The organism is Aquirufa echingensis (assembly GCF_042714525.1).
Lineage (GTDB): Bacteria > Bacteroidota > Bacteroidia > Cytophagales > Spirosomataceae > Aquirufa > Aquirufa echingensis.
Window position 1 is genome coordinate 18,547 of the sequence record NZ_JBBKYA010000001.1, and the last position, 22,369, is coordinate 40,915.

The 22,369-nt window shown below is 43.8% G+C and carries 17 protein-coding genes; 4 read left to right on the forward strand and 13 right to left on the reverse strand.

Annotated features, from left to right (window positions below; genetic code table 11):
- Nucleotides 1-6: 6 nt before the first annotated feature.
- The 4 genes from SKC38_RS00115 to nirB are packed head-to-tail and all read right to left on the reverse strand — an operon-like array spanning nt 7 to nt 5,644.
- Nucleotides 7-1,287, reverse strand: a complete 1,281-nt coding sequence (locus tag SKC38_RS00115) for an MFS transporter (protein WP_377974074.1) — start codon at nt 1,285-1,287, stop codon at nt 7-9.
- A gap of 20 nt (nt 1,288-1,307) precedes the next feature.
- Nucleotides 1,308-2,798 carry an alginate export family protein gene (locus SKC38_RS00120; protein ID WP_377974075.1) on the reverse strand — a complete coding sequence of 497 codons (1,491 nt, stop codon included), beginning with the start codon at nt 2,796-2,798 and terminating at the stop codon, nt 1,308-1,310.
- Complete coding sequence (gene nirD, locus SKC38_RS00125) at nt 2,785-3,141, reverse strand: nitrite reductase small subunit NirD (RefSeq protein ID WP_377974076.1); 357 nt, start codon at nt 3,139-3,141, stop codon at nt 2,785-2,787. Before nirD ends, SKC38_RS00120 begins: the two co-directional genes overlap by 14 nt.
- 7 nt (nt 3,142-3,148) lie before the next feature.
- Nucleotides 3,149-5,644, reverse strand: coding sequence for a nitrite reductase large subunit NirB (gene nirB / locus SKC38_RS00130; RefSeq protein WP_377974077.1), 2,496 nt, complete (start codon nt 5,642-5,644; stop codon nt 3,149-3,151).
- A 384-nt stretch (nt 5,645-6,028) separates the two neighbouring features.
- On the opposite strand from nirB, the gene cobA reads away from it, so the two are divergent.
- The 3 genes from cobA to SKC38_RS00145 all read left to right on the forward strand — a co-directional run bounded on the left by cobA (nt 6,029) and on the right by SKC38_RS00145 (nt 8,935).
- The gene (gene cobA, locus SKC38_RS00135) at nt 6,029-6,790 is read left to right on the forward strand and encodes a uroporphyrinogen-III C-methyltransferase (protein WP_377974078.1); all 762 of its coding nucleotides are present in this window, start codon (nt 6,029-6,031) and stop codon (nt 6,788-6,790) included.
- A gap of 3 nt (nt 6,791-6,793) precedes the next feature.
- Nucleotides 6,794-7,345: an acyl-CoA thioesterase gene (locus SKC38_RS00140; protein ID WP_377974079.1), complete on the forward strand. Its 552-nt coding sequence runs from the start codon at nt 6,794-6,796 to the stop codon at nt 7,343-7,345.
- A 99-nt stretch (nt 7,346-7,444) separates the two neighbouring features.
- Complete coding sequence (locus SKC38_RS00145; protein WP_377974080.1) at nt 7,445-8,935, forward strand: DUF1593 domain-containing protein; 1,491 nt, start codon at nt 7,445-7,447, stop codon at nt 8,933-8,935.
- On the opposite strand, the gene SKC38_RS00150 is transcribed toward SKC38_RS00145, so the two are convergent.
- On the reverse strand, nt 8,932-9,414 hold the full coding sequence (locus tag SKC38_RS00150; protein WP_377974081.1) for an asparaginase domain-containing protein: 483 nt from the start codon (nt 9,412-9,414) through the stop codon (nt 8,932-8,934). The two genes, SKC38_RS00145 and SKC38_RS00150, sit on opposite strands and share 4 nt — an antisense overlap.
- A gap of 34 nt (nt 9,415-9,448) precedes the next feature.
- Between SKC38_RS00150 and SKC38_RS00155 the strand changes: the two genes are divergently transcribed.
- A complete protein-coding gene (locus SKC38_RS00155; protein ID WP_377974082.1) occupies nt 9,449-10,009 on the forward strand; it encodes a GNAT family N-acetyltransferase in 561 nt (186 codons plus the stop codon).
- Nucleotides 10,010-10,132: 123 nt separating this feature from the next.
- On the opposite strand, the gene SKC38_RS00160 is transcribed toward SKC38_RS00155, so the two are convergent.
- The 8 genes from SKC38_RS00160 to uxuA form a co-directional block, all read right to left on the reverse strand.
- Entirely contained in the window at nt 10,133-12,691 is a 2,559-nt protein-coding gene (locus SKC38_RS00160; RefSeq protein WP_377974083.1) for a TonB-dependent receptor, read from the reverse strand.
- Nucleotides 12,692-12,941: 250 nt separating this feature from the next.
- Nucleotides 12,942-13,664 carry a DUF2490 domain-containing protein gene (locus SKC38_RS00165; protein ID WP_377974084.1) on the reverse strand — a complete coding sequence of 241 codons (723 nt, stop codon included), beginning with the start codon at nt 13,662-13,664 and terminating at the stop codon, nt 12,942-12,944.
- A gap of 26 nt (nt 13,665-13,690) precedes the next feature.
- Nucleotides 13,691-14,605, reverse strand: a complete 915-nt coding sequence (locus SKC38_RS00170; RefSeq protein WP_377974085.1) for a formylglycine-generating enzyme family protein — start codon at nt 14,603-14,605, stop codon at nt 13,691-13,693.
- A gap of 130 nt (nt 14,606-14,735) precedes the next feature.
- Nucleotides 14,736-15,989, reverse strand: coding sequence for a YeiH family protein (locus SKC38_RS00175; RefSeq protein WP_377974086.1), 1,254 nt, complete (start codon nt 15,987-15,989; stop codon nt 14,736-14,738).
- A gap of 108 nt (nt 15,990-16,097) precedes the next feature.
- Complete coding sequence (locus SKC38_RS00180; RefSeq protein WP_377974087.1) at nt 16,098-17,033, reverse strand: 3-keto-disaccharide hydrolase; 936 nt, start codon at nt 17,031-17,033, stop codon at nt 16,098-16,100.
- Nucleotides 17,034-17,037: 4 nt separating this feature from the next.
- Nucleotides 17,038-18,306, reverse strand: a complete 1,269-nt coding sequence (locus tag SKC38_RS00185) for an MFS transporter (RefSeq protein ID WP_377974088.1) — start codon at nt 18,304-18,306, stop codon at nt 17,038-17,040.
- Nucleotides 18,306-19,064, reverse strand: coding sequence for an SDR family NAD(P)-dependent oxidoreductase (locus tag SKC38_RS00190; protein WP_377974089.1), 759 nt, complete (start codon nt 19,062-19,064; stop codon nt 18,306-18,308). The genes SKC38_RS00185 and SKC38_RS00190 overlap by 1 nt, the downstream gene beginning before the upstream one ends.
- A gap of 1 nt (nt 19,065) precedes the next feature.
- Nucleotides 19,066-22,332 (reverse strand): mannonate dehydratase, encoded by a 3,267-nt coding sequence (gene uxuA, locus SKC38_RS00195; protein ID WP_377974090.1) that lies wholly within the window; start codon nt 22,330-22,332, stop codon nt 19,066-19,068.
- Between the last annotated feature and the right edge of the window lie 37 nt (nt 22,333-22,369).

Genomic DNA, 22,369 nt, shown 5'->3' on the forward strand with positions numbered 1-22,369 from the left:
TTATATTTAAGCCAAATGTAATTCTACCGACTTTTTGGATTCCGAAAAACGGGTAATAAAAACAATCACCGAAACAGCTATAGCAATAAGACCGATGTACCCAAAGGCTTGCATATAAGTAATGGTTTCACTTTTAAATAAAAATCCAAATAACATACCTCCAACATTTCCGCCGGCCCCTACCACACCACTCACCAGTCCAACATTTTTTGTGTTAATAAAAGGAGTAATAGCATAGGTAGTTCCATTAGCCATTTTTAAGAACAAAGCAAAAGTGACCATTGACAAAATTGCTAATGTCATATTTCCTGAATTAGCAAAAAGTAGCAAACCTAGACCTTCCAACAATAAAACAGATGCTAACAACAAACCTTTTCCTCGCATTCCATAGCTTCGTCCCACCCGATCAGCAAATATGCCCCCAAGTGCGCGAGCAAAAATATTCATAAAACCGAAAGCCCCAGCCCAGAAACCAGCAGCACTTTGACTTAATTTATATTCTTGAACAAAATGCAATGCTGCCACATTATCAAATGTAATCTCCATACCAAAACAAACAGCATAGGATAATGCCAAAGCCCAAACTCGCCAATCCTTAAGTACGGAATAATCTGTTTTTGTTTTCGCTTGAACTTCGCGCTCAATCTCATCGTAATTCCCTGCTGGTGTATCTTTAGTGAAATAAAAATAAACAAAAGCCATGATAAGCATCATCACACCAGGCAAAATCATCGCATACCTCCAAGCATCCGCTTTCACAAATCCAAAGCCAACAATCACTGAAAAAACGATTGGCATTAACATGTTTGTCACCCCACCACCTAAATTTCCCCAACCACCAGCGACTGCATTTGCTGTTCCTTTCAATGCAGCTGAAAACATCATGGAAGTATGAAATTGCGTAATAACAAATGATGCGCCTATAATGCTTATGGCTAATCGAAACAATAAAAAACTCGTGTAGCTATCTGCTAATCCCACGCACATGACAGGGATAGACCCGATTAACAATAATGCAGTATAGGTTTTCCGAGGTCCCCATGTATCACATAACCGCCCTATTAGCAATCGTGCTATAATAGTTCCCGAAACTGAGGCAATGATGATATTTCCGATTTGAGGTTTCGTCAAATGCAAGGTTTCTTTGATTGTTGGCATCAATGGTGCTAAACCAAACCATCCAAAAAAACAAACAAAAAAAGTCATCCAAGTGATGTGAAACGTGCGCATTTGTACGCCACGGAAAGAAAAAATACTTAATTTTTCGAGAGGTTTAATCGTATTCATCTTGTATACATTTAGGTGGATTAAAAAATAACATTCAATTGTAGGTAGGCCCAAGAGGCCTTTTTCTGTGCGGTGCCAGGATTTAAGTCCTTCGCAAGGACCATAGAGTCACTAGCATGTAGGAACGAATAACCAAATTCGAGTGTACTGAATTTATTCAGGGAATAGGTACTTACCCAATCCATCTCAAACCCGAGATAAGGATCTATTTTCTGTCCATCCATGGCTTTTTGATCTGCCGCCAAAGCGAAATAATGGAGGTCGATTCCTGAATTAAATCGTTTATTCGAAGACTGGTATTTGACCTTTAAATATGCATCAGATAACCCTCCTTTGGGAGAACCTGTTCCTGCATAGAAATAATCCATCAATCCCCAAAACTTATGTGGAGTTCCGTACAATGGGTCAAATCTCCGATTCATTTTCGAGCTATCAAATGCATCATTACCCGAAACCAAATCCCAACCCGCTACATATGCTATCTGTTTTGGCTGATATGTGAGCGCGAAAGAAGAAGTGTACGCATTCAAATTAAGTCCATCCTTGTCATGACCCGTTTGATAATACATCGCAGCATAAAGCTGAATGACTTTTGATAATGGAATCGTTAATGTTGAACCCAATGTCCATCTGGCATGAAGGGTGTTCGAATGGTAACGTCGCCCATATATATATGCCGTATCCTTTCCTGCAATTGTACGTAATGAGTCCACTTGAAAAGCACCAAACTGGTCGCTAACGACTAGCCCAGACCACTTGGCTTTTGCAATATTTTTTGCCAAATATAAAAATTGAAGCGATTTATAATTTTGACCTAATGCATTTGTAGAAGGAGGATTTATTAACCCAGCAGAACCTGTCTTGCTAGATATACCATTGGCTGCAATCAATGGAACAAAACCCGACGGGGTTGGAACTAAATTACCTTTACTATCCTTGACATATGGCAAGACATTTCCTGGTACATAATAGGTGCCATCTGTTTGAAATGCATCAGTATTTTGATTATATGCAATACCAAAATCAACACGCCATCCTTTGTGAAGCATTTTGAAGACCATCGCATCATGTCGGCGAGCTTGTTGCAACCAATCCAGATTACCTAAAAGTCGGGAATCGTCATAGACTAATTCTTGCCGGCCAATCTTCAGACCCAAGTACTCTACGAATCCCGGCAAACTAGTGTCTTTTTTGTTCATCAAAGAAATTTCAGCCCATGCCTCATGGATACCTAAACGAGCACCTTCAGCAGTAGAAATTGTAGAGGCATCTTGACCCCATACACGCACGTCCTGAATTGATGCTTGAAATTGTACTCGATTACTTTTAAATGCACTTGTCACCCTAGCCCGCTGTGATATAAAAAAAGCCGGTTCATTCGTATTAAGGCGCAAAGTTCCAAACCCATCGCGGTATTCAGCACGGTTACGAAGTTGGCCCGACCAAGTTAGCTGTCCGAATGCCTGGCATCCGAAAAGCAGAAATATCCAAAGTAATTTATAGTTCATCATCCGTAATACTTAGGAAAACTTGATCATCATCCACACGTACTTGATAGGTTTTAATGGCGCATTCATCACCACTCAGACATTCTCCTGTTTTTAAAGAAAAGGTCTTTTTGTGAAAGGGGCATGCCACTTTGGGCTCATCTCCTTGGGATCCTATCATCCCTCGACTTAATGCCATTTGATGCCGGTGTGGACATTCATTTTGTGTTGCATACCATTCACCTCTTCGCTTAAAATGGAATAAAGCGATTTGTAAGTCAGCTACTTTAACACATACGCCTCCATTCTCAGGAACATCTTGTACCGAGCAAGCGTGAATCCACTTGTCATTCATTGTATCTACCATAGCTATATTATTTCCAGGCTTTCGCCATTTTTTGTTCACGTAATTCGTCAAATTGTACTGTGGGGTCTTTTTCTTCAGGTGCGTTCACAAAGTGACTGAAGCGTTTTCTGAATGCAGGATTTTCAACTGCGGCCTTCCATTCACAGACATAATTATCGACCAATGATTGCATCTCAGTTTCTAGTTCTGCCCCTAAGCCTAAGCTGTCATTGACTACTACGTTACGCAGATAATCCATTCCACCCTCTAGTTTATTTAACCAAGTAGCTGTTCGGGTAAGAGGGTCAGCCGTCTTAATGTAAAACATTAAGAATCGGTCGATGTAGCGAATGCACGTTTCACTATCCAAGTCACTCGCTAATAAAAGCGCATGTTGCGGCTTCGATCCGCCATTCCCACAAACATGTAAATTCCATCCTTTTTCTGTGGCGATGATTCCAAAATCTTTACTTTGCGCCTCAGCACATTCGCGAATGCAACCAGAAACACCTCCTTTAATTTTATGCGGAGCACGGATTCCTCTGTAACGCTCCTCAATTTGAATGGCGAAGGAAACGGAATCATGTAAGCCAAAACGACACCATGTACTCCCAACACAACTTTTTACGGTTCGCAAAGCCTTACCATAAGCATGTCCACTTTCAAAACCAGCAGCAATTAATTGTTCCCAGATTGTAGGCAAATCTGACAAGTGAGCACCAAATAAATCGATTCGCTGACCTCCTGTAATTTTGGTATATAAGTTAAATTCTTTGGCAACTTGACCTATGACAATCAACTTATCAGGCGTTATTTCACCACCAGGGATACGTGGAACTACGGAATAAGTGCCTCCTTTTTGAATATTGGCTAAGAAACGGTCATTACTATCTTGCGCAGTATCATTGCCTTTATCGAGTATTAATTCATTCCATAGGCTAGCGAGAATGGAAGCTACTAATGGCTTACACGTCTCGCAACCATCTCCTTGACCATGCACAGTTAATACTTCATCATAGGAACGAAGGTCATGTAAACGAATAAGATCCATTAATTCTTGCCGACTAAACTCAAAATGTTCACAGATCACATTTCGCACATATATTCCTTGCGCCTTCAAAGTATGATTAATAATATCTTTGACCATAGGAACACAACCACCGCAGCCGGTTCCTGCCTTACAACATTTTTTAATATCGTCTAACGTGGCAGCCCCTTCAAGCACATGACTGGAAATATCTCCTTTGCTCACAGCTTCACAGCTACAAATCACGGCCTCATCAGGCAAACTAGTAACACCTGCCCCTCCATCGTGCTCTCCCCCACGCGCCCCCAAAAGAATATCCTCCGGATTAGGAGGCAAAACCACTTTGTTTTTACATGTTTGTAACAACATGTTATATTGGTCTGCATCTCCGATTAATATACCACCTAACAATTCTTTCCCATCAGGACTAATATTGACACGCTTATAAATACCTTTATTTCTATCTTCAAAAACAATGGTGTGAGCATCATTACCCGTTACAAAAGGATCACCAAAACTGGCCACATCTACTCCAATCAGTTTAAGTTTTGTACTCATATCAAAACCCTGGAATGTCTTTTCTAAGCCCAACAAGGTTGAAACTGCGGCTTCAGCCATATCATATCCTGGGGCAACCAAGCCGTAAATCATCCCTTCATACAAAGCACATTCGCCTATTGCTAATATATGATGATCAGACGTTTGCATATATTGATTAACAACAATTCCTCCTCTAGGCCCCACTTCCAGCCCGCATGCACGAGCTAGCTCATCACGGGGTTTGATCCCAGCTGAAATCACGAGCATGTCCACAGGAAGAATACTTTCATCCTGAAATTGCATACCAGAAATAGCGGATTCCCCTAAAATTTCTTGGGTATTTTTAGACGTATGAATGGTTAAACCGAGTGATTCCAGCTTACCCTGCAACAGAGAAGAGCCCGCATCGTCGATTTGCCTAGGCATTAATCGAGGGGCAAATTCAATCACGTGCGTATCGCAAACACCCAAGTCAATCATAGCTTTTGCTGCCTCTAACCCTAATAATCCACCTCCTATCACTGCCCCAGTTTTTGCTTTAGGAGCCCATGATTGCATCAATACTAAATCTTCGATAGTACGATAGATAAAGACACCCGCTTTTTCAATACCGGGAATCGGTGGAACGAAAGCTGCGGAACCAGTCGCAAGGATCAAATAATCATAATATGCAACTCGACCTAGATATGAGCGCACACTTTTTGCTTTCCGATCAATTTCTAAAATAGGATCTCCAATAATTAATTCGATGCCCTTATCTGCATACCAAGAGGAAGGAGCCAGTTGGAGTTCTTCAGCTGACTTTCCATTAAAAAATTCACTGAGGTGAACTCGATCATAAGCAGGCCTCATTTCTTCTCCAAAGACAATAAGATCTAGTGATTTTGTGGATTTCGCAACCAACTTTTCACAAAGTTTAAAGCCAACCATGCCATTTCCAACGATGATAATTTTCATAATGCTAAATTTTAGGAACAATAATTGTACTATTCAAATATATATTTCAATCGCACAAATAAATTCAAGCTAAATGCAAAATGATAACAACAAGAATGACTCCTGATTTTGCTCCAATAATGTATTTATATGCTTGATTACGGAACAAATATCTATGACAAAAATTTTACAAACAAGAAATATTTGCTTTATTTTAAACCTATTTTTATCGATTTTGCAAAATTTATTGCAAATCAACTTAATTTTTAAACCTAAAAATGAAAGTTTTTTAAAAAATTTCAAAATATATTACAATAATCAATCTTCAATGTTTAGATTTGCTCGACACCAAAAAAATCGACTTAAATAAAATTGAACAATACCAAGATTAGTCCAATAACCATCATGAAGAAATCACTATTAACCTTGGTCGGAGCAGGTCCAGGAGACCCTGAATTAATCACATTAAAAGCTATTCGCGCAATCGGTGCAGCGGATGTAATCTTACATGACGCACTGGCAAATGTCGAATTACTAGAATATGCTAAAGCTGATTGTATTATTGAATTTGTTGGAAAACGATTTGGTTGCCACTACCTATCTCAAGCCGAAATCAATGATCGCATTGTTGAGTTAAGTAAGCAAAATAAAAACATAGTTCGACTTAAAGGAGGGGACCCCTTCGTTTTTGGTCGAGCGCAAGAAGAAATTGAAGCTGCCGAGTCCGCGGGGATGGAAGTCCGAATTGTACCTGGCATCTCAAGTGCACTAGCTGTAGCTGCATCAAATCGAATACCATTGACATGCCGCGGAATAAATGAAAGCTTTTGGGTGACAACTGGAACTACTGCCAATGGTGACATATCGACAGATATTCAATGGGCTGCACGTTCCACAGCAACCGTTGTTATATTAATGGCGATGAGTAAACTTGAAGGAATCATGGATATCTTTCGGTCTTGTGGAAAGCAAGATACCCCCGTGGCCATTATTCAAAATGGTACGAGGCCGAATGAAAAAATGGTCATTGGAACTGTGAAAGATATTCTTTTTCGCAGTGAAGCTGAAGGCTTAAGCAATCCTGCCATCATACTCATAGGCGATGTCGTATCCTTGTATCCAGAAAAATTAAGCCGCATAGTCCAACAAGAAATAGCCTCAATTTAAGCCATGGAGATTAACCAAAAAAGTGCCCTAGATTCAGAGACAGAATACACGGAATTAATGATTCCAAGTTATGCTAATTTTGGCGGCAAAATTCATGGTGGAATCTTGCTTTCATTAATGGATAAAGTCGCGTTTATTTGTGCTTCTAAACATAGCGGACAATATTGCGTTACCGTAGCAGTCGAAGGTGTTGAATTCAAACAAGCTGTCGAAGTGGGTGAGCTCGTAACAATTAAAGCGTCCGTTATTTTTGTGGGCAAAACAACGATGATTGTAGGCATGAGGGTGGAATCATTTAAACCAACTGAAGGCATTATTCGTCACACAAATTCATGCTACTTTACAATGGCAGCCAAAGATTCAGAAGGAAACCTAGCTGTTGTTCCAGGTTTGATTTTGAAAACAGATGAGCAGTTACGACGCTATTGCAAAGGTAAAATTATTCGCAAATTGTCATTGGAAAAACGAGAACTACTGAAAAGCGCAGTCAAAGATCAACTTATTCAGGATTTACGCCAAGAATGCCAAGAAGTGGATAAGTGCTTCATAGCCTAGGTAAAATATCAAATACCTAAAGACTAGTTTTCTCCGAAATCCACTAACTTCGCGATACGCTGACGGGGTCGGTGACCACCGGCAGCGTATAACCTAACTATGAAAAAACTGATTTTCGGAGCGATGCTCCTCTGCCTATCGTTAACTGGGTTTGCGAAAGGTAATCTCCCACGAACCATCGTAACAACCGACGGCGAAATTGACGACGTGGATACATTTATTCGCATGTTGATGTATTCCAACGAATACCAAGTCGAAGGACTCATCTATTCCAGTTCGATGTGGCATTACAAAGGCGATGGGAAGGGGACCAAATTCACCTCGGAAATGGAGATGACCCGGAAAATGTATGGCGCTAAAACGGATTTGCGCTGGCCGGGCGTTCAGTGGATTCAAGACCTTCTGAAAGCTTATGTACAGGTTCATCCCAATCTAATCTTGCACGACAAAAACTACCCATCGCCCGCTTACCTCAACAGCATAGTTAAAGTAGGAAATATTGATTTCGAAGGCGAAATGGAACAAATCACGGAGGGTTCCGAATGGATAAAAGCTAAGTTATTGGACAAGAATCCCGAACCGATTTATTTGCAAGCATGGGGAGGGACGAACACCATTGCGCGCGCTTTAAAATCGATTGAAGAACAATATGGTGCCGACAAAAATTGGCCTGCCATCAAAGCAAAAATTTCGAAAAAGGCCATCATTTATACAGTGATGGATCAGGACGCAACCTATAAGAAGTACATTGGAGGTCATTGGCCTGAAATTCGGGTTTTCTACAATGCCCATCAGTTTGCGAGTTTCGCCTACCCTTGGAAACGCATCATGCCAAAAGCAACACAGCCCTATTTCGAAGGCGCTTACATGGCAAATAAGATTATTTTGGACCACGGACCTCTTTTAAAAATGTATTATTCTTACGGGGATGGCCAAAAACAGGCTGGCGACGATGAACACATACACGGGGACATCACCAAAATAAAAAATGCGCAATGGGGTGATTTCACTCAATACGATTTCATTTCCGAGGGAGATTCCCCAGCCTTTTTACACCTCGTTGACGTAGGCTTAAACAACTTGAACAACCCTTCGTTTGGCGGATGGGGCGGTCGATTTGTGCAAGCGAAAGACAATCCATTCCGATTCGAAGACAATGAACAAGCCGCTGATTTCAATCCGGAAACAGGAAAAATGGACATCAATTATTCGCAAACACGCTGGCTAGTTGCGGCCCAGGAGGATTTCGCGGCACGTGCCGACTGGTGTGTAAAATCCTATGCGGATGCAAATCACGCTCCTCAAATTACGGTAAAAGAAGGCATGAATTTGACGGCTAAGGCAGGCCAAGAACTCTTATTAACGATAGAAACACGTGACCCAGACCGGAATGGCATTCAATTGAAAGCTTGGGCCTATCCAGAAACGGGATCCGGAAAAGCAGGGGTTAATATTGGGGGAAAGCAAGCCATCGTTTCCATCCCAGATTCAGCGAAAAAAGGGGACACTTTTCACGTCGTAATTGAAGGAACAGACAATGGAATTCCGGCCTTAACTCGCTATCGTCGGGTAGTGATTAGCATCCGCTAAATAGCTTCAAATTCGCCGCGTTCGAGGTTTTTACGAACTTCTCCGGCCTTAAAATATTTGCCATTCATGGAAATGTACACTCCTGGGGAGAGCACTTGCACAAAAGCGAGGGCACTCCCTAGGTTGAACATTCCATCAGAAGAACCAAATTTATAGGGAATCATCGCACCCATTAACACGATGGTTTTATCGGAAATTTTTCCTGCCAAATATTCAGCCGTTTGGGTCATCGTATCTGTTCCATGAGTAATTAAGATTCGATCAGCATCAGTTGAAAGGCAGGAATCGCAAATTTGAATTCGGTCAGTATCCGAAAATTCGAGGCTATCTTTCATAAAGAGCGTATCCGTTTTGACATCGAGTCGGTTCCGACCTTTTGTCAACATTTCCTGCAAATGCGTCTCTTTGAAATAGAGGGAACCATTTAATTCGTTGTACTCTTTATCAAATGTTCCTCCGGTAACATAAATCTGAATCATATTTTTTAATTTGTCGATGAATGATTAAAACTACATGGTCCAAATACAATTAGCAAAAACAAGCGAAGAATTAATTGGTGTATTGGCACTTCAACAAGCCAATCTACGGAAAAACATCAGTGATGAAGAGGCGACGACACAAGGATTTTTAATGGCAGAATACGACCTGGATTACCTCACATTTTTGCAAGAAAGTAGCCCTGGCATCATTGCCAAAGATGGAGATAAGGTTGTAGGCTACAGTTTAGTCGCATTACCCGAAACGGCACGCCAACATCCTTTGTTGGCCGATTTAGTTGCCAACATTGAACGATGCATATACGACGGCAAGCCAGTTACTAATTACGCGATTGTCGCACAATTATGTGTTTCAAAGGATTATCGTGGCCAAGATTTAGTCCAAAAACTCTATGGGGGATTTCAAGAGCACTATTCCTCACGTTTTGACTTTTGTGTAACCGATGTCGCACAGGCAAATGGCCGCTCACTCAAGGCGCATCAAAAACGCGGATTTCAAGTCATCGACACCCTCTCGTACGGCGGAATCGGCTGGGACATCGTTTTATGGGATTGGAACAAAAAATCAGCTTCTTGATAGGTCAATCCGTGCCAGAATAGGCGCTGGACTGATTTTATCAAAAAACTGATTGAAAAAATGCGTAAATCGGTAGACGCTGCCGGGGTTAGAAACCCCGGCAGCGTCACCAAAAAAAATGATTTAAAGTGCGTGGCGCAAAGTGAGGCCATACGTTCTTGGATCGCCCAAAACAGCGGCATATTGCCCAACACCCCCTGCTCCAAGTAATAGTTGCTCAAAATAGTTTTGATTCAAGACATTTCGTCCCCACACCGAGATGCTAACTCCCTTCACAGATCGGAAGCCAATGCGCGCATTGAAAAGCGAATATCCCTCAATGTTCAAGTATTTCGATGGTGATGGGCTCGACGAAAATCCGGAACGGAAATAATCATCTACGGCAATATAAAACTCCCCTGTTTGGCCTAGAACTTTCGCGACAGAAGTAAATTCTGCTCCAAATGAGCCTGCCCATTTGGATACGCCTGGCAAATCTCCTCCAGAAATATCTTTAAATGAGGCACCACCCGTTTCTTCCAAAGGTACCGGTGCATTTTTGAACGACGTATATATCGCGTCCGTATAGGCTAAATTTCCATAAAACGAGAAATGTTTCGTCAAACTCCATGTTCCATCTGCCTCAATACCACGCACCCGAACACCCTCCGCATTCGCTAAATATCCACGATTTACCCCCAAATCCGCCGTCTGCACATTTGTTTGGTAGTCGGCAATTTCTGTCTGATACGCCGTGATATTAAAAGTTGTATTAATCGTAGGACGTGATTTCAACCCAATTTCCACATGTTTGGTCGCCTCTGGTTTAACCGTCGCGAGCTCCAACATCGGTTTCCCGCCCGAAGATGGCAAACCACCTAAATTAATCCCTACCGGCTTATAGCCCGTAGAAAACGTTGCGAACGAATTGAAATTCTTCGAAGCCTTATAGGCCAAAGTCACTTGTCCCGAAAAATTACGGTCATTCACATCCGCCGTAAAGGCCTGATTTGTATAAATCAAATTCTTCAAGGCTAATAATGCCGGATCTGTCGTTTGAAGACCACCATAAGTCGTCCGACTGAATTCAATATCTTTGGAATCATAATTGTAACGAACTCCGGGCATCAAGCTCAAGCGATTTGTTAAGGCAATGTCCAGCTGCCCAAAAACAGCGGCAGATAATGTATTTAAGTTTTGACGCGTTTTGATACCATAACCTTCGAATAATCCCGGCGTTTTCCATAAAGTACTAGTTGTACTTTGCGAGAACCTCCAAGTTGCAGAACCAGACTCCTCGGTTTGATCAGGAGAAGATTTCAAATTTTGGCCAAATACAAAAACACCAAATACCGCACTCAATTTAGATGAGAATGTTCCAGCCCAACGAATTTCCTGAGACCATTGCTGGTGTTTAGAAGGCGCCTGCGATAATTTCAAGGCCTGTAAACCCGTGAAATCACGGTCACTCGATGGATCCCAATTCCAATATCGCCATGCAGAAGTCGCTGTCAACGTGCCAGGTCCCAACTGAATATCCGCATTTAAAGAAAGACCTCCCAGGTCCTGATTCGAACGCCATTGCGTATCCGTATCGATCAAACGATCGAATGGATTACGACTTGGCAGCGTATAATTCAAGTCCTTGATGATGTTCTCAAATTGTCGGTATGATGCGCGTAAAGTTGGCACCACTCCCGCAAAAACCTGAGCATATCCATTCGGTCTTTGTTCCGTAAAATCCCCAATCAAGGTAAATTTCACATGCTCCGAAGGAACGTATAACAATTGCCCGCGAACACCTAAATTATTCAAGTCATTCACTTTTTGTTGGGAAACAACATTGTACAATAAACCATCCCGCTGCGTTCCAGAGAAAGAAATTCGAGCAGCTAAGGTTTTGGCAAGTGGACCCGTAATACTCGCCTTTGCTTGAATGTAACCGTAATTTCCATAGCTCATTTCGAAATTGGCACCCGGAGTAAAGCTTGCTTTTTTCGTTGTTACATTAAAGTTACCCGCCGTTGTATTTTTACCAAAAAGCGTTCCTTGTGGCCCACGCAAAACCTCCACTTGTTCAATATCCACAAAATCCATCGTGGTGGCAGCGGGTCTCGCATAATAAACCCCATCCACATAGAATCCTACGCCTGGGTCAATACCGTCATTCGTTAAACCAAATGTTGTCCCCAAACCGCGAATACTTAAAGATGTATTACGTGGATTCGAAGAATATAATTGGACCGAAGGAATGAATTCCTTTAAACGGTTTACGTTAAAAGAACCCGTCTCCGCAACTTTAGAACCACCTATCACTGTAATGGGGATGGGAACATCTTGTACGGTTTCTTTTCGGCGGCGAGATGTTACGACGATTTCCTCTAATTCTTTCGCCTCTTCATTTAAGTAAATCGTCACCGGCGTTCCTTCCGCGATGTAATCTTGTTTTTGATAACCTACAAAGCTTACGACCAAGGTATAAGGAAACTTTTGGCCAGTCTGAAAATAGAAATGCCCTTCCACATCCGTAATAACTCCGTGCGTTGTACCCTTGATGTACAAAGAAACACCCGGGATCGGCTCCTTGGTTTTTGCATCCAAGACTTGACCACTTAAGGTAGAATTGATTGTCGATTTAATTTGTTGGCCAAAAGCCGTGCCCGAATTAGCGAAAATCAAGAGAATGGCAATAAACTTATTCATATTTAGCGGATTATATTTTGAATTACACTATAAACTCTACCGATTTGATAGATTATAAGACAAAAGTATGCCGCATATTATTTAAATGCAAATTCGCATTTGAAAATATTTTTCAGCTATTGGGATTTACTGTCGAAAATAGGCCAAATTTTAACATATACGCAGATTAATAAATATCTATAAATATTATAGACTTTATAGGAAATCAATTCATCTATGATAAAAATGCTATTAAATTTGAGCGTCTTGTTTACTTGAGACGGTGATATATCATCAAGCTAATGATGCTTCGGTCGTAATAATCCAAATTGGGACGCTGCTGAAAAGCATGTAAATAACCCATATCTACAGTCAAATTGGACCTTATGGGGATACTAATTCCAGCAAACATGCGATGTTGGTCCAATACATTTTCTGGATTTTCTTGAGCGGCATTGAGCAAAATCTCTGTATTTATTTTGCCTTGCACTTTTTTAAACAAGGGAAATAAAGCCTGAATACGATAGCGAAACCGGTAATTACTAAAATTTACGGCATCAATTAAATGTGTTTTAGCGGCATCCGTTCCTCGATTAAAGCGCATTTCAGCGCGAAATCGGTGATCTAAGCGAAAAATAGACGCGCGTTGTTTGTAAACTATATCAACATGCGGTCTATATTCTGGAATCGAAAGACGATTACTAGCGAAAGGATCATTAGGCGTATTTAAAAAAAGCGCTGCTCCTGCTGAAATATCCCATTTTTCGCCGAATGTCCGATGTATATGGGACCGAAACGCACTTTGATGATGCAAGATTGGATCTAAAAAATGACGCTCGTGTGCTTCGCCCTGTAAATACCAATTTGTATTGATTGGATAGGTCAAAAAGTATCCGTACCAAACGATGTTTTGATGCTCAATCTTAGATTGGCTTGAGGCTGAAAAAAATAAAAAAATAAAAAATAACAGGTAGCACTTTCTTAATAAATACATACTACAAATGTATTCAATTATCCTTTCTAATCCCTCACACAGCGAAAACCCGTGTGTTGCAAGCCAGAGTCGGGGCTTGACTTCATCCGCGCGGAGCTGCGGTAACTCGAACAATAACCATCGTTACATAGAAAAGAGCCGCCTCGCATGACACGTTTGGCGACACCCGGTTCATCGGGATCGTAACTGGAAGTAGGCCCTGTAGGATTCAGAACAGGACTCTTTTTGTAATAATCATTTCGATACCAATCCGCACACCACTCCCACACATTTCCAGCCATATCATATAAGCCAAAGCCATTCGCTGGAAAAGATTTCACAGGCGCTGTAGTCGTTTTGTATCCATCCAAGGCCTGGTCATCATCAGGAAAATGGCCTTGAAAACTGTTGGCTTTGTAGGGCGCTTGATTCACCGACTCATCTCCCCAGGGGTAAATTTTATCCTTCAATCCCCCACGTGTAGCCCATTCCCATTCCGCTTCCGTAGGCAATCGTTTGCCCGCCCAGCGCGCATAAGCGGCCGCATCGTCCCAGGAAACATGAACGACGGGGTGGTTTTGCCGACCGCGTATATCGGAGCCTGGACCTTCTGGGTGTCGCCAATCCGCGCCTCGTTTAAATGCCCACCATTGCGAGTAATCATTCAAATCAACGGGGCCTGAAGTAGGAACAAATACCAAAGAACTGGGTGCCAAAAGGGAGTCGGCAGGCTTAGGCGTTCCCTTCGGAACTTGTTTAGCCAATTCCGCCCAATCGATCGCCTTCTCCGCTGTGGTGACATAGCCCGTGGCCTTAACAAATGCAGCAAATGCCGCATTCGTCACCTCGGTTTCATCCATCCAAAAAGCCTTCACCTGAACTCTGTGCACCGGATACTCATCCGGGCGACCCTGGGCATCATGCGAACCCATCGCAAAGCTTCCGGCGGGGATGCGTGTCATGCCGACATACGATTTAATGACCGCTTTTGGCTTAAATGAGCTGACCCGTTGGAGTCGATTAGGTGTAGGAACGTGACAAATCGGGATTTTGGCCTGACTGAAAACAGACAGACTAAAAAGCAGAAAAAGGCTAATTAAATAATACATAGGCCACCGCCAACGTCACAAACACGTTAAATAATTGCGCAATCAGGAAGGCATATAAAGGTTTTTTCCCCTCTTTGGAAAACAAGTCAGAAAACTTCGTTTCCAATCCAATGCTCGTAAATGCTAACGCAAACCATAGGCCCTGCAAGGATTTAAACCCTCCTTTTACCGTGTCGATGGTCTCTGAAGAAACGACAAAAGAGAAGAGTAAAGAAGCGGCAATAAAGCCCAACACGAATTTCGGGAAACGCTCCCAAATGACAGATACCGTGGGTTTGGCTTCTTTCGCCGTTGCCGACTGGTTATTCGTCACCGTCCAATAGATCGAGATCGCAAATGCGGCGAAACCGAGCAAGACATTTTGAGAAAATTTGACAATCGTTGAAATCTTCAATGCCTCTTCGCCCACCATCGTTCCTGAGGCGATGACCGCTCCCGTCGTATCGATGGTACCTCCCAACCAAGCGCCCGTAACGGCCTGCGAAAGACCCAATGCATTCGCTATAAAAGGTAGAAAAATGATCATCGGAATCGCGGTAATCAGCACAACCGAAATCACATAAGATAATTTTTTCGAATCCCCCTTGATCGCTCCAGCCGTTGCAATCGCCGCCGAAACGCCACAAATAGACACAGCACTCGAAATCATAATGGCAAACTCCTCGTCGACACCCAGTTTTTTGGAAACCCAAAACGCAAAATACCAAACAGAAACGACCACGACTAAGGCCTGAATTAAGCCCAATGAACCTGCCTTCAAAATATCACCGAAAATCACACTCGTTCCTAAAAGTATAAGGCCAATTTTCACAAAAAGCTCGGTGGACAGCGATTCCGTTACCCACCCCGGCAGCGTGAAAAAATTACTCAACAAAAGACCTATCGTCAAGCTAAAAATCACCGCCTCTATATTCCAATTTTTCAAAAATGCATTCCCCGCTAAAATCAACGCAAAGGACGTCAGCACGAAAACAATGGGAAATCCTTGCGCAGTGGCCTTTATTGACTTGCCGAGCAGTCGGGCGGCGAATATCGCTATGACATATGTGAAGGCAAAAACTTGCGCCAACTTCAACAAATTATTGCTCGAAAAAACCTTTTCTACTAAATCTATTTGACTTTCCCAAGCAAAACTGGGGGTGGGGATCAGAATACCTAGAAGTGCGGTAATGATGAGTAAAAATCCAAGAAAAACGACCGTCCAGTCTTCTGAGAGCACTTGTTTATTATTTATCATGTAATTGGTATAGAAAGGTGGTGGAGGTGACGCTGCCGGGGTCTGCGACCCCGGCAGCGTCTACCCCGGAGCAATTTCCAATTTTTTTCTAAAAGTTTCCTGATAAAATTACTTCGCTGGTGTCAGCACAATATTTCGATATTCCACCGCACCATGATCGCCTTGAAACATAATTGGACCCGGCTCGCCTTCATCGCTATCCATCGCGCCTCCTGTAACACCCGGAATGTTTTGTTCCACAATCACTTTTTGGCCATTCAAGGTCACAGAAACCTTACGTCCCACCAAGGTAATATCATAACTTTGCCATTCACCAGACGGTTTTGCCGCTTGGAATAATGGATCGATAAATCCATAAATACCTCCTAAATAGATACTAAATGGTTCCTTACCAAAACTGTCTTCCACCTGCACCTCGTAACGACCTCGCAAATAAATACCACTATTACTCGATGGCGGCAAACGGAATTCAATATGTAATTTGAAATCCGTGAATTTTTGTTCTGTGCATAAATTCGCTCCAGACGCAGGGCTTTTTAACACCTCTCCCTCAACGAACCATTGATTTTTAGGCCCTAAGGCCTTCCAACCCGTTAAATCTTTTCCATTGAATAATTTGATGGGCTTTCCCCAAACCGGTTCCGCAGATCTCCACAAAGAAGGTGCACGAACTCCCGTAAAGGCCATCGACTTACCATTGGGTTTAACAATCGTTCCCGACAATTTACCCTCTTTCAAATCACCCTCAAAGCTCAAATATGCCTCTTCCTTTTCCCATTGTGGCGGAATCTTGAACGACACATGGCCATCCTTAAAAAACACCTCAGCAATCGGACGCGAACTGCCTCCATCACCCACAAAATGTCCCGTTAACGTCTTCAATCCCGAATGGCGAACTTCCAACCACGATGGCGCTGCAGATACACCTCCATTGCGATTTTCCATCGCTACCGTTAAATCCCAAGCACCTTCCAACGGATGATGCGATTCTTGAGCGAATACGCTCGAAGATAAAGCTACTAGTGCAATCAATAATTTTTTCATAGGTCTACGATTTAACCGCCTCCATTTTTGGCGAAATAAAATGAATCAATAACCACGCAAACAAATACGCGCAGCCACAAGCAACAAATATAACATTATATCCGGCCGACAAAGCCTGGTCTGCCTTGTATGCATCCAAAACAACTCCGATTATGTAAGGAAAAATCACGCCGCCCAGCGAACCCGCCAAACCACCAATCCCCACCACCGAGGAAACCGCATGCTTCGGAAACATATCGGAAACGGTGGTAAAAATATTCGCCGACCACGCCTGATGCGCCGATGCCGCAATACTGATTAAAAATACGGCCTGCCAAATGTCCGTCGCCCAACGCGCCCCGATAATCGGCACCGCGCATAGCGCAAAAAAGAACATCGAATACTTCCGTGCCTTGTACACTGGCCAACCTTTCTTAATGAAATAACCCGAAATATAGCCTCCGCCAATACTCCCGATCGACGTGCAGGTAAACAAGATCGCCAAATGTAAACTCGGCTTTTTCAAGTCCAAAGCAAAAGTCGTCGAAAAATAAGACGGCAACCAAAACAAGAAAAACCACCAAATTGGGTCCGTGAAAAACTTACCCACGATAAAAACCCAAGTTTGGCGGTAGCCAAATAATTTTCCCCATGCAATCGGCGCAACTTCAGTTGCCTCCTCTTCCTCCGACTGAATATAAACCAATTCCTCAGCCGAAACCGACGGATGTTTAGAAGGAATCTCATAAAAAACCCACCACAAAATCAACCACACAAATCCGATTCCCCCCGTAATGATAAAGGCCTCTTGCCAACCAAAGGCCCCCAAAATCCAAGGTACCATAATGGGCGCCACCATGGCCCCAATGTTTGCACCGGAATTAAATATCCCCGTAGCTAAAGCTCTTTCTCTTTTCGGAAACCACTCGGCTACAGTCTTGATCGCCGCCGGAAAATTCCCCGCCTCGCCTGCTCCCAATGCCGCGCGAGCCGCACCAAAACCAAAGGAAGTCTTCGCCAAAGCATGCGCCATCGCCGCAAAAGACCAAATCACAATCGAAATGGCGTAACCCATTTTGGAACCGATCTTATCGATTACCTTCCCGAAGGCCATCAAGCCAATCGCATAGGAAGCCGTGAAACACATGACGATGAAACTGTAATCGGTCTCCGACCAGTTCAATTCTTTTTCCAGCGTGGGCTTCAACAAACCAATCACCTGGCGATCCAAATAATTAATCGTTGTCGCAAAAAACAAAAGAGCCACTACGACCCAGCGGTAATTTCCTTTCATTAGAATCCGATTGAATTCCCGCCGTCAACCGGGATTGAGACGCCTGTCACATAATTTGCTGCATCCGAAGCTAAATACACCGCAGCCCAACCGATATCCTCCGGCTTCCCGAAATAGCCCATCGGCGTGCGATCCATCGCCTTATGTTTACGATCCGGATCCGAATTCATCGCGGTTCTACTCATCGCCGTTTCGATAAATCCAGGTGCAATCGCATTCACGCGAATGCCTTTGCCTGACCACTCGGAAGCGAGCACACGCACTAACCCATAAATACCTGTTTTGGAGGACGCATAAGCTGCCACGCGATCGATTCCGTAGTATGCCGCCATCGAAGAAATCATGATGATGGATCCTTTTCCGCGTTCCAACATGTGTTTGCCCACCTCGCGTGTCAGCGCAAAAACAGCATTCAAATTCACGTTGATTATGTTCGCAAAATCTTCATCCGAAACTTCTACGGCTGGGCGTTTCATGTTGATGCCCGCGTTATTGACGAGGATATCGATGGCGCCGTGCTTTGCGGAGACTTCCGCAACCAACATACTCGTACGACTCAAATCAGCTACATCATTCACCGCATAATGCGCACCAGCTCCTAGGTTTGCAACTGCCTCTTTCAGCACCTCTTCCCGCCGACCTGTGATTACGACCGTGGCGCCGGAGGCTAAAAAACATTTGGCAATATCGAATCCGATTCCGGTTCCGCCGCCCGTGATGAGCGCCACGCGCCCTTGCAATGAAAATGGTTGTTGCATCTTATTTCAGTTGGTATATACGTACAATTTCTTTTATCTCTGCCAAAGTCCGCGCAGGCGTCCCATAGCTAATCGGCAATTTCGAATAGGTTTGGAAGTACAATAAATGAGCATCGCGCCACAAAACAGACTCCCGTTGTTGCGCGGCCAAACGTCCGCGAACATCCGCAAAAATCTCCGGATCCACCTTACCTTGAAGCGAATCCCAATCCTTTTGCAAATCTTTCACTTCCTGCACACCCGTGTTAGAACGGTAACAGAATTCATCCCAAAGCGTGCGGCCCGTGGACAATTTCTCCTGCCAGCCCACATGGTGAAACCACAGTAAATAATTCAAATCTGTTTTCGCTGGATCCAGCCACTGTTGCGCAACCGACGGATGGTATAAACTCAAGGCATTACTCCCCGATGCTTTTCGGTCAAAACCCAATCCCACCGAATCCGCCCGATGATAATAAATCGATGTCCAGTCGGGACGTTGACTGCGTTCCAACCAAGGTTCCGGTCCCCAGTGAATACTTTGGCCCATCACATGGTGCAGTCCTAAAGGTGTCGTAAATTTCACATAGGTATCGCGGGATTTCATCAGGATATCCGAAGCGGTTTTCGCGGCCTTTTCGTCGCGGGTCAACGTCTGTTTCACCCACTCATCCGCAATCTGCTCGGAACTCAAGGTGTGATCCCAAGCCAAACGTCCGAACGCATACCAGTTGGCCTGCGATAGTAAATGTCCTGTCCAGTTTCTGTCAGAACCCGTATTTGCAACACCCGCCATCATGGTAATTTGCTCGTTTCCGAGGCTGCCGTCGATGACTTTGGCCACGGTAGAACCCTTTCCGTTTTGGTAGGTATCTGAATCTAAACATTCCTTAAACAGGATCGATTGATAAAAAACGTTCGTGCTGAAACCCGTGTATTCCTGAGTGATTTGAAATTCTAAGGCCAAAGGTGTCTTAGGCATCGCCCCAAATAACGGGTGGAAAGGTTCCCGTGGTTGGAAGTCGATGGGACCATTCTTCACTTGAACGATCACGTTTTTCGCGAAGGTTCCGTCCAAGGGTTTGAAGTCATTATATGCTTCTTTGAAACGATCTCCATTCGGATTTGGGGCGTAAACAAAGGCTCGCCAGATGACAATGCCGTTGAAAGGTTTCACTGCCTCCGCCAACATGTTCGCACCGTCGGCATGCGTGCGACCGAACTCTTGTGGACCCGGTTCCCCCTCCGAATTTGCTTTCACTAAGAATCCGCCAAAATCCGGAATCTGCGCATAGATTTCTTTCGTTTTTGCGGTCCACCAAGCGCGCACTTGAGGATCCAAAGGATCCGAGGTTTTCAATTTGCCTACCAGTTTTGGTGATGCGAAATTCACGGATAAAAATAACTTAATGCCATAAGGACGAAACACGTCGGCAAGCACTTTCACCTTCGCCAAATACTCCGGCGTCATGAATCGAGCTGAGGCATTCACGTTGTTCACGGAGACCGCGTTGATCCCGATGGAGGCGTTTGCCCGGGCGTAATCCGTGTAACGCGGGTCGACCGTTTCCGGCAATTCGTACCATTTCCACAGCGATGCACCAGCATAACCACGTTCGATCGTGCCCATGACGTTGTCCCAATGGTTCAACATGCGGAATTTGACTTTGGGAGAGGAGCTGAGGTTAGCCAAAGGCTTCTCCTGTTGGATCATGCGCAATAATTCGAAAACGCCGTATAGAATTCCGCGGTCGGAGCTGGCTATGATTCGGATGTATTTACGGCCAACAATACTTGCGCCTTCGACACTGATTTTGGATTTTTGATCGACCTGAATTTCGAATCCTTCCTCCGGAATTTTCGAATCCTTCATCAATTGAATGCTGCCATTTTGCGTGAGGCTGATCGGCGCAACGCCTGTCAAACCCTTCAACCCATTGGTTAATTCTTTCTTCGCCGTCTCTAAAATGGGCGTCGAAGCAAACTCGGACGAAATCGATTTCGCATAGGGTGCATAGCGCGCCGCAGATGCTACCTTGTCAAATTTCAACCACAAACGGTAGCCATCATCTGCCTTCAACGCAAAACTACAAACCACAAAAAACATGGCTAAAAATGAGCGAATCGCTAATTCAAGTCCACGTATTTCGGCCAATCCACGCAGTCGGCCAATGGCCGAATAACCTGGATAGGTTTTCTTATTTAAATCGTCCAACATTTGATGTCCGTGATCTGGGCGCATCGGAATCTCCGCGCCTCCGCGTCTTTTTTCTTCTTCGACGACCGCTTTGACCACTTCAAACATATCCACGTCGCCTGTCAAATGCGGCGCCTCATGGAAAATCAGTGGGTCATTTTGTTCCCGGAAAGTTGCCCGTAAATGCAAGAAATGAATGCGATCTGCGAAACGACGAATCATCTTGGGCAAATCATTATCAGCTCGAACGCCTAAAGAACCCGTGCAAAAAGTGATTCCATTTGCGCGTTCCGGGGAGGCATCCATTAATAATGCCAAATCCGATTCCGTACTCACCACGCGTGGCAAACCTAATAAAGGAAACGGGGGATCATCCGGATGGATGCACAAATTAATGCCTAATTCTTGTGCCAAAGGCGCAATGGAACGAACAAAATAGTGCAAGTTCTCCCGCAATTGATCGGCAGAAATAGCCTTGTATTCGTCTAAAAGACTTTGGAAATTCTCTAAATGAAAGGCCTCCTCGGAACCCGGTAGACCTAATAGCGCGGTGTTTTTTAATTCCTCTTTTTCTTCGGAAGACATTGTCGCGAAACGCTGAGCAGCCGCAGCTTGAACAGCTTCCGTGTAATCCGCTGCAGCCCCTGGCCGCTGTAAAATATGTAGATCGAATACGGCAAAATCTGTCCAAACAAAACGTAAAGCCCGTGCGCCATCCGGCATCTCAAAGTTTAATTTGGTCCGCGACCAATCGAGTACGGGCATGAAATTATAGCAAACGGTTTTGATCCCGCAAGCCGCTAGATTTCGTAAAGAAGTCTTGTAATTTTCAATGAGCTGGGCGCGTGAAGGCAAAGCTTTCTTAATTCCCTCGTGAACTGGCAAAGATTCTACCACTGACCAATGCAAGGGCGTCCAATCTTGATTGCCCGCTTCGATGATGGAAATACGCTCTTTGATGGCTTCTATCGGCCAAACCTCCCCTACGGGAATTTGGTGCAATGCGGTTACGACTCCTGTGCAACCGGCTTGACGGATATCCATCAAAGAAACCGGATCGTTTGGACCGAACCAACGCATCGTATGTATCATGTAAATTTGTTTAGAGGCTTACGCTTTGTAAAGCGCA

Coding starts and splice junctions, on each gene's coding strand:
- SKC38_RS00120 (WP_377974075.1), bottom strand. CDS start 2,798: ATGATGAACTATAAATTACTTTGGATATTTCTGCTTTTCGGATGCCAG.
- SKC38_RS00180 (WP_377974087.1), bottom strand. CDS start 17,033: ATGAAAAAATTATTGATTGCACTAGTAGCTTTATCTTCGAGCGTATTC.
- SKC38_RS00150 (WP_377974081.1), bottom strand. CDS start 9,414: ATGATTCAGATTTATGTTACCGGAGGAACATTTGATAAAGAGTACAAC.
- SKC38_RS00160 (WP_377974083.1), bottom strand. CDS start 12,691: ATGAATAAGTTTATTGCCATTCTCTTGATTTTCGCTAATTCGGGCACG.
- uxuA (WP_377974090.1), bottom strand. CDS start 22,332: ATGATACATACGATGCGTTGGTTCGGTCCAAACGATCCGGTTTCTTTG.
- SKC38_RS00190 (WP_377974089.1), bottom strand. CDS start 19,064: ATGCAACAACCATTTTCATTGCAAGGGCGCGTGGCGCTCATCACGGGC.
- nirD (WP_377974076.1), bottom strand. CDS start 3,141: ATGGTAGATACAATGAATGACAAGTGGATTCACGCTTGCTCGGTACAA.
- cobA (WP_377974078.1), top strand. CDS start 6,029: ATGAAGAAATCACTATTAACCTTGGTCGGAGCAGGTCCAGGAGACCCT.
- SKC38_RS00145 (WP_377974080.1), top strand. CDS start 7,445: ATGAAAAAACTGATTTTCGGAGCGATGCTCCTCTGCCTATCGTTAACT.
- SKC38_RS00170 (WP_377974085.1), bottom strand. CDS start 14,605: ATGACACGCATCCCCGCCGGAAGCTTTGCGATGGGTTCGCATGATGCC.
- SKC38_RS00155 (WP_377974082.1), top strand. CDS start 9,449: ATGGTCCAAATACAATTAGCAAAAACAAGCGAAGAATTAATTGGTGTA.
- SKC38_RS00115 (WP_377974074.1), bottom strand. CDS start 1,287: ATGAATACGATTAAACCTCTCGAAAAATTAAGTATTTTTTCTTTCCGT.
- SKC38_RS00175 (WP_377974086.1), bottom strand. CDS start 15,989: ATGATAAATAATAAACAAGTGCTCTCAGAAGACTGGACGGTCGTTTTT.
- nirB (WP_377974077.1), bottom strand. CDS start 5,644: ATGAAAATTATCATCGTTGGAAATGGCATGGTTGGCTTTAAACTTTGT.
- SKC38_RS00165 (WP_377974084.1), bottom strand. CDS start 13,664: ATGTATTTATTAAGAAAGTGCTACCTGTTATTTTTTATTTTTTTATTT.
- SKC38_RS00185 (WP_377974088.1), bottom strand. CDS start 18,306: ATGAAAGGAAATTACCGCTGGGTCGTAGTGGCTCTTTTGTTTTTTGCG.
- SKC38_RS00140 (WP_377974079.1), top strand. CDS start 6,794: ATGGAGATTAACCAAAAAAGTGCCCTAGATTCAGAGACAGAATACACG.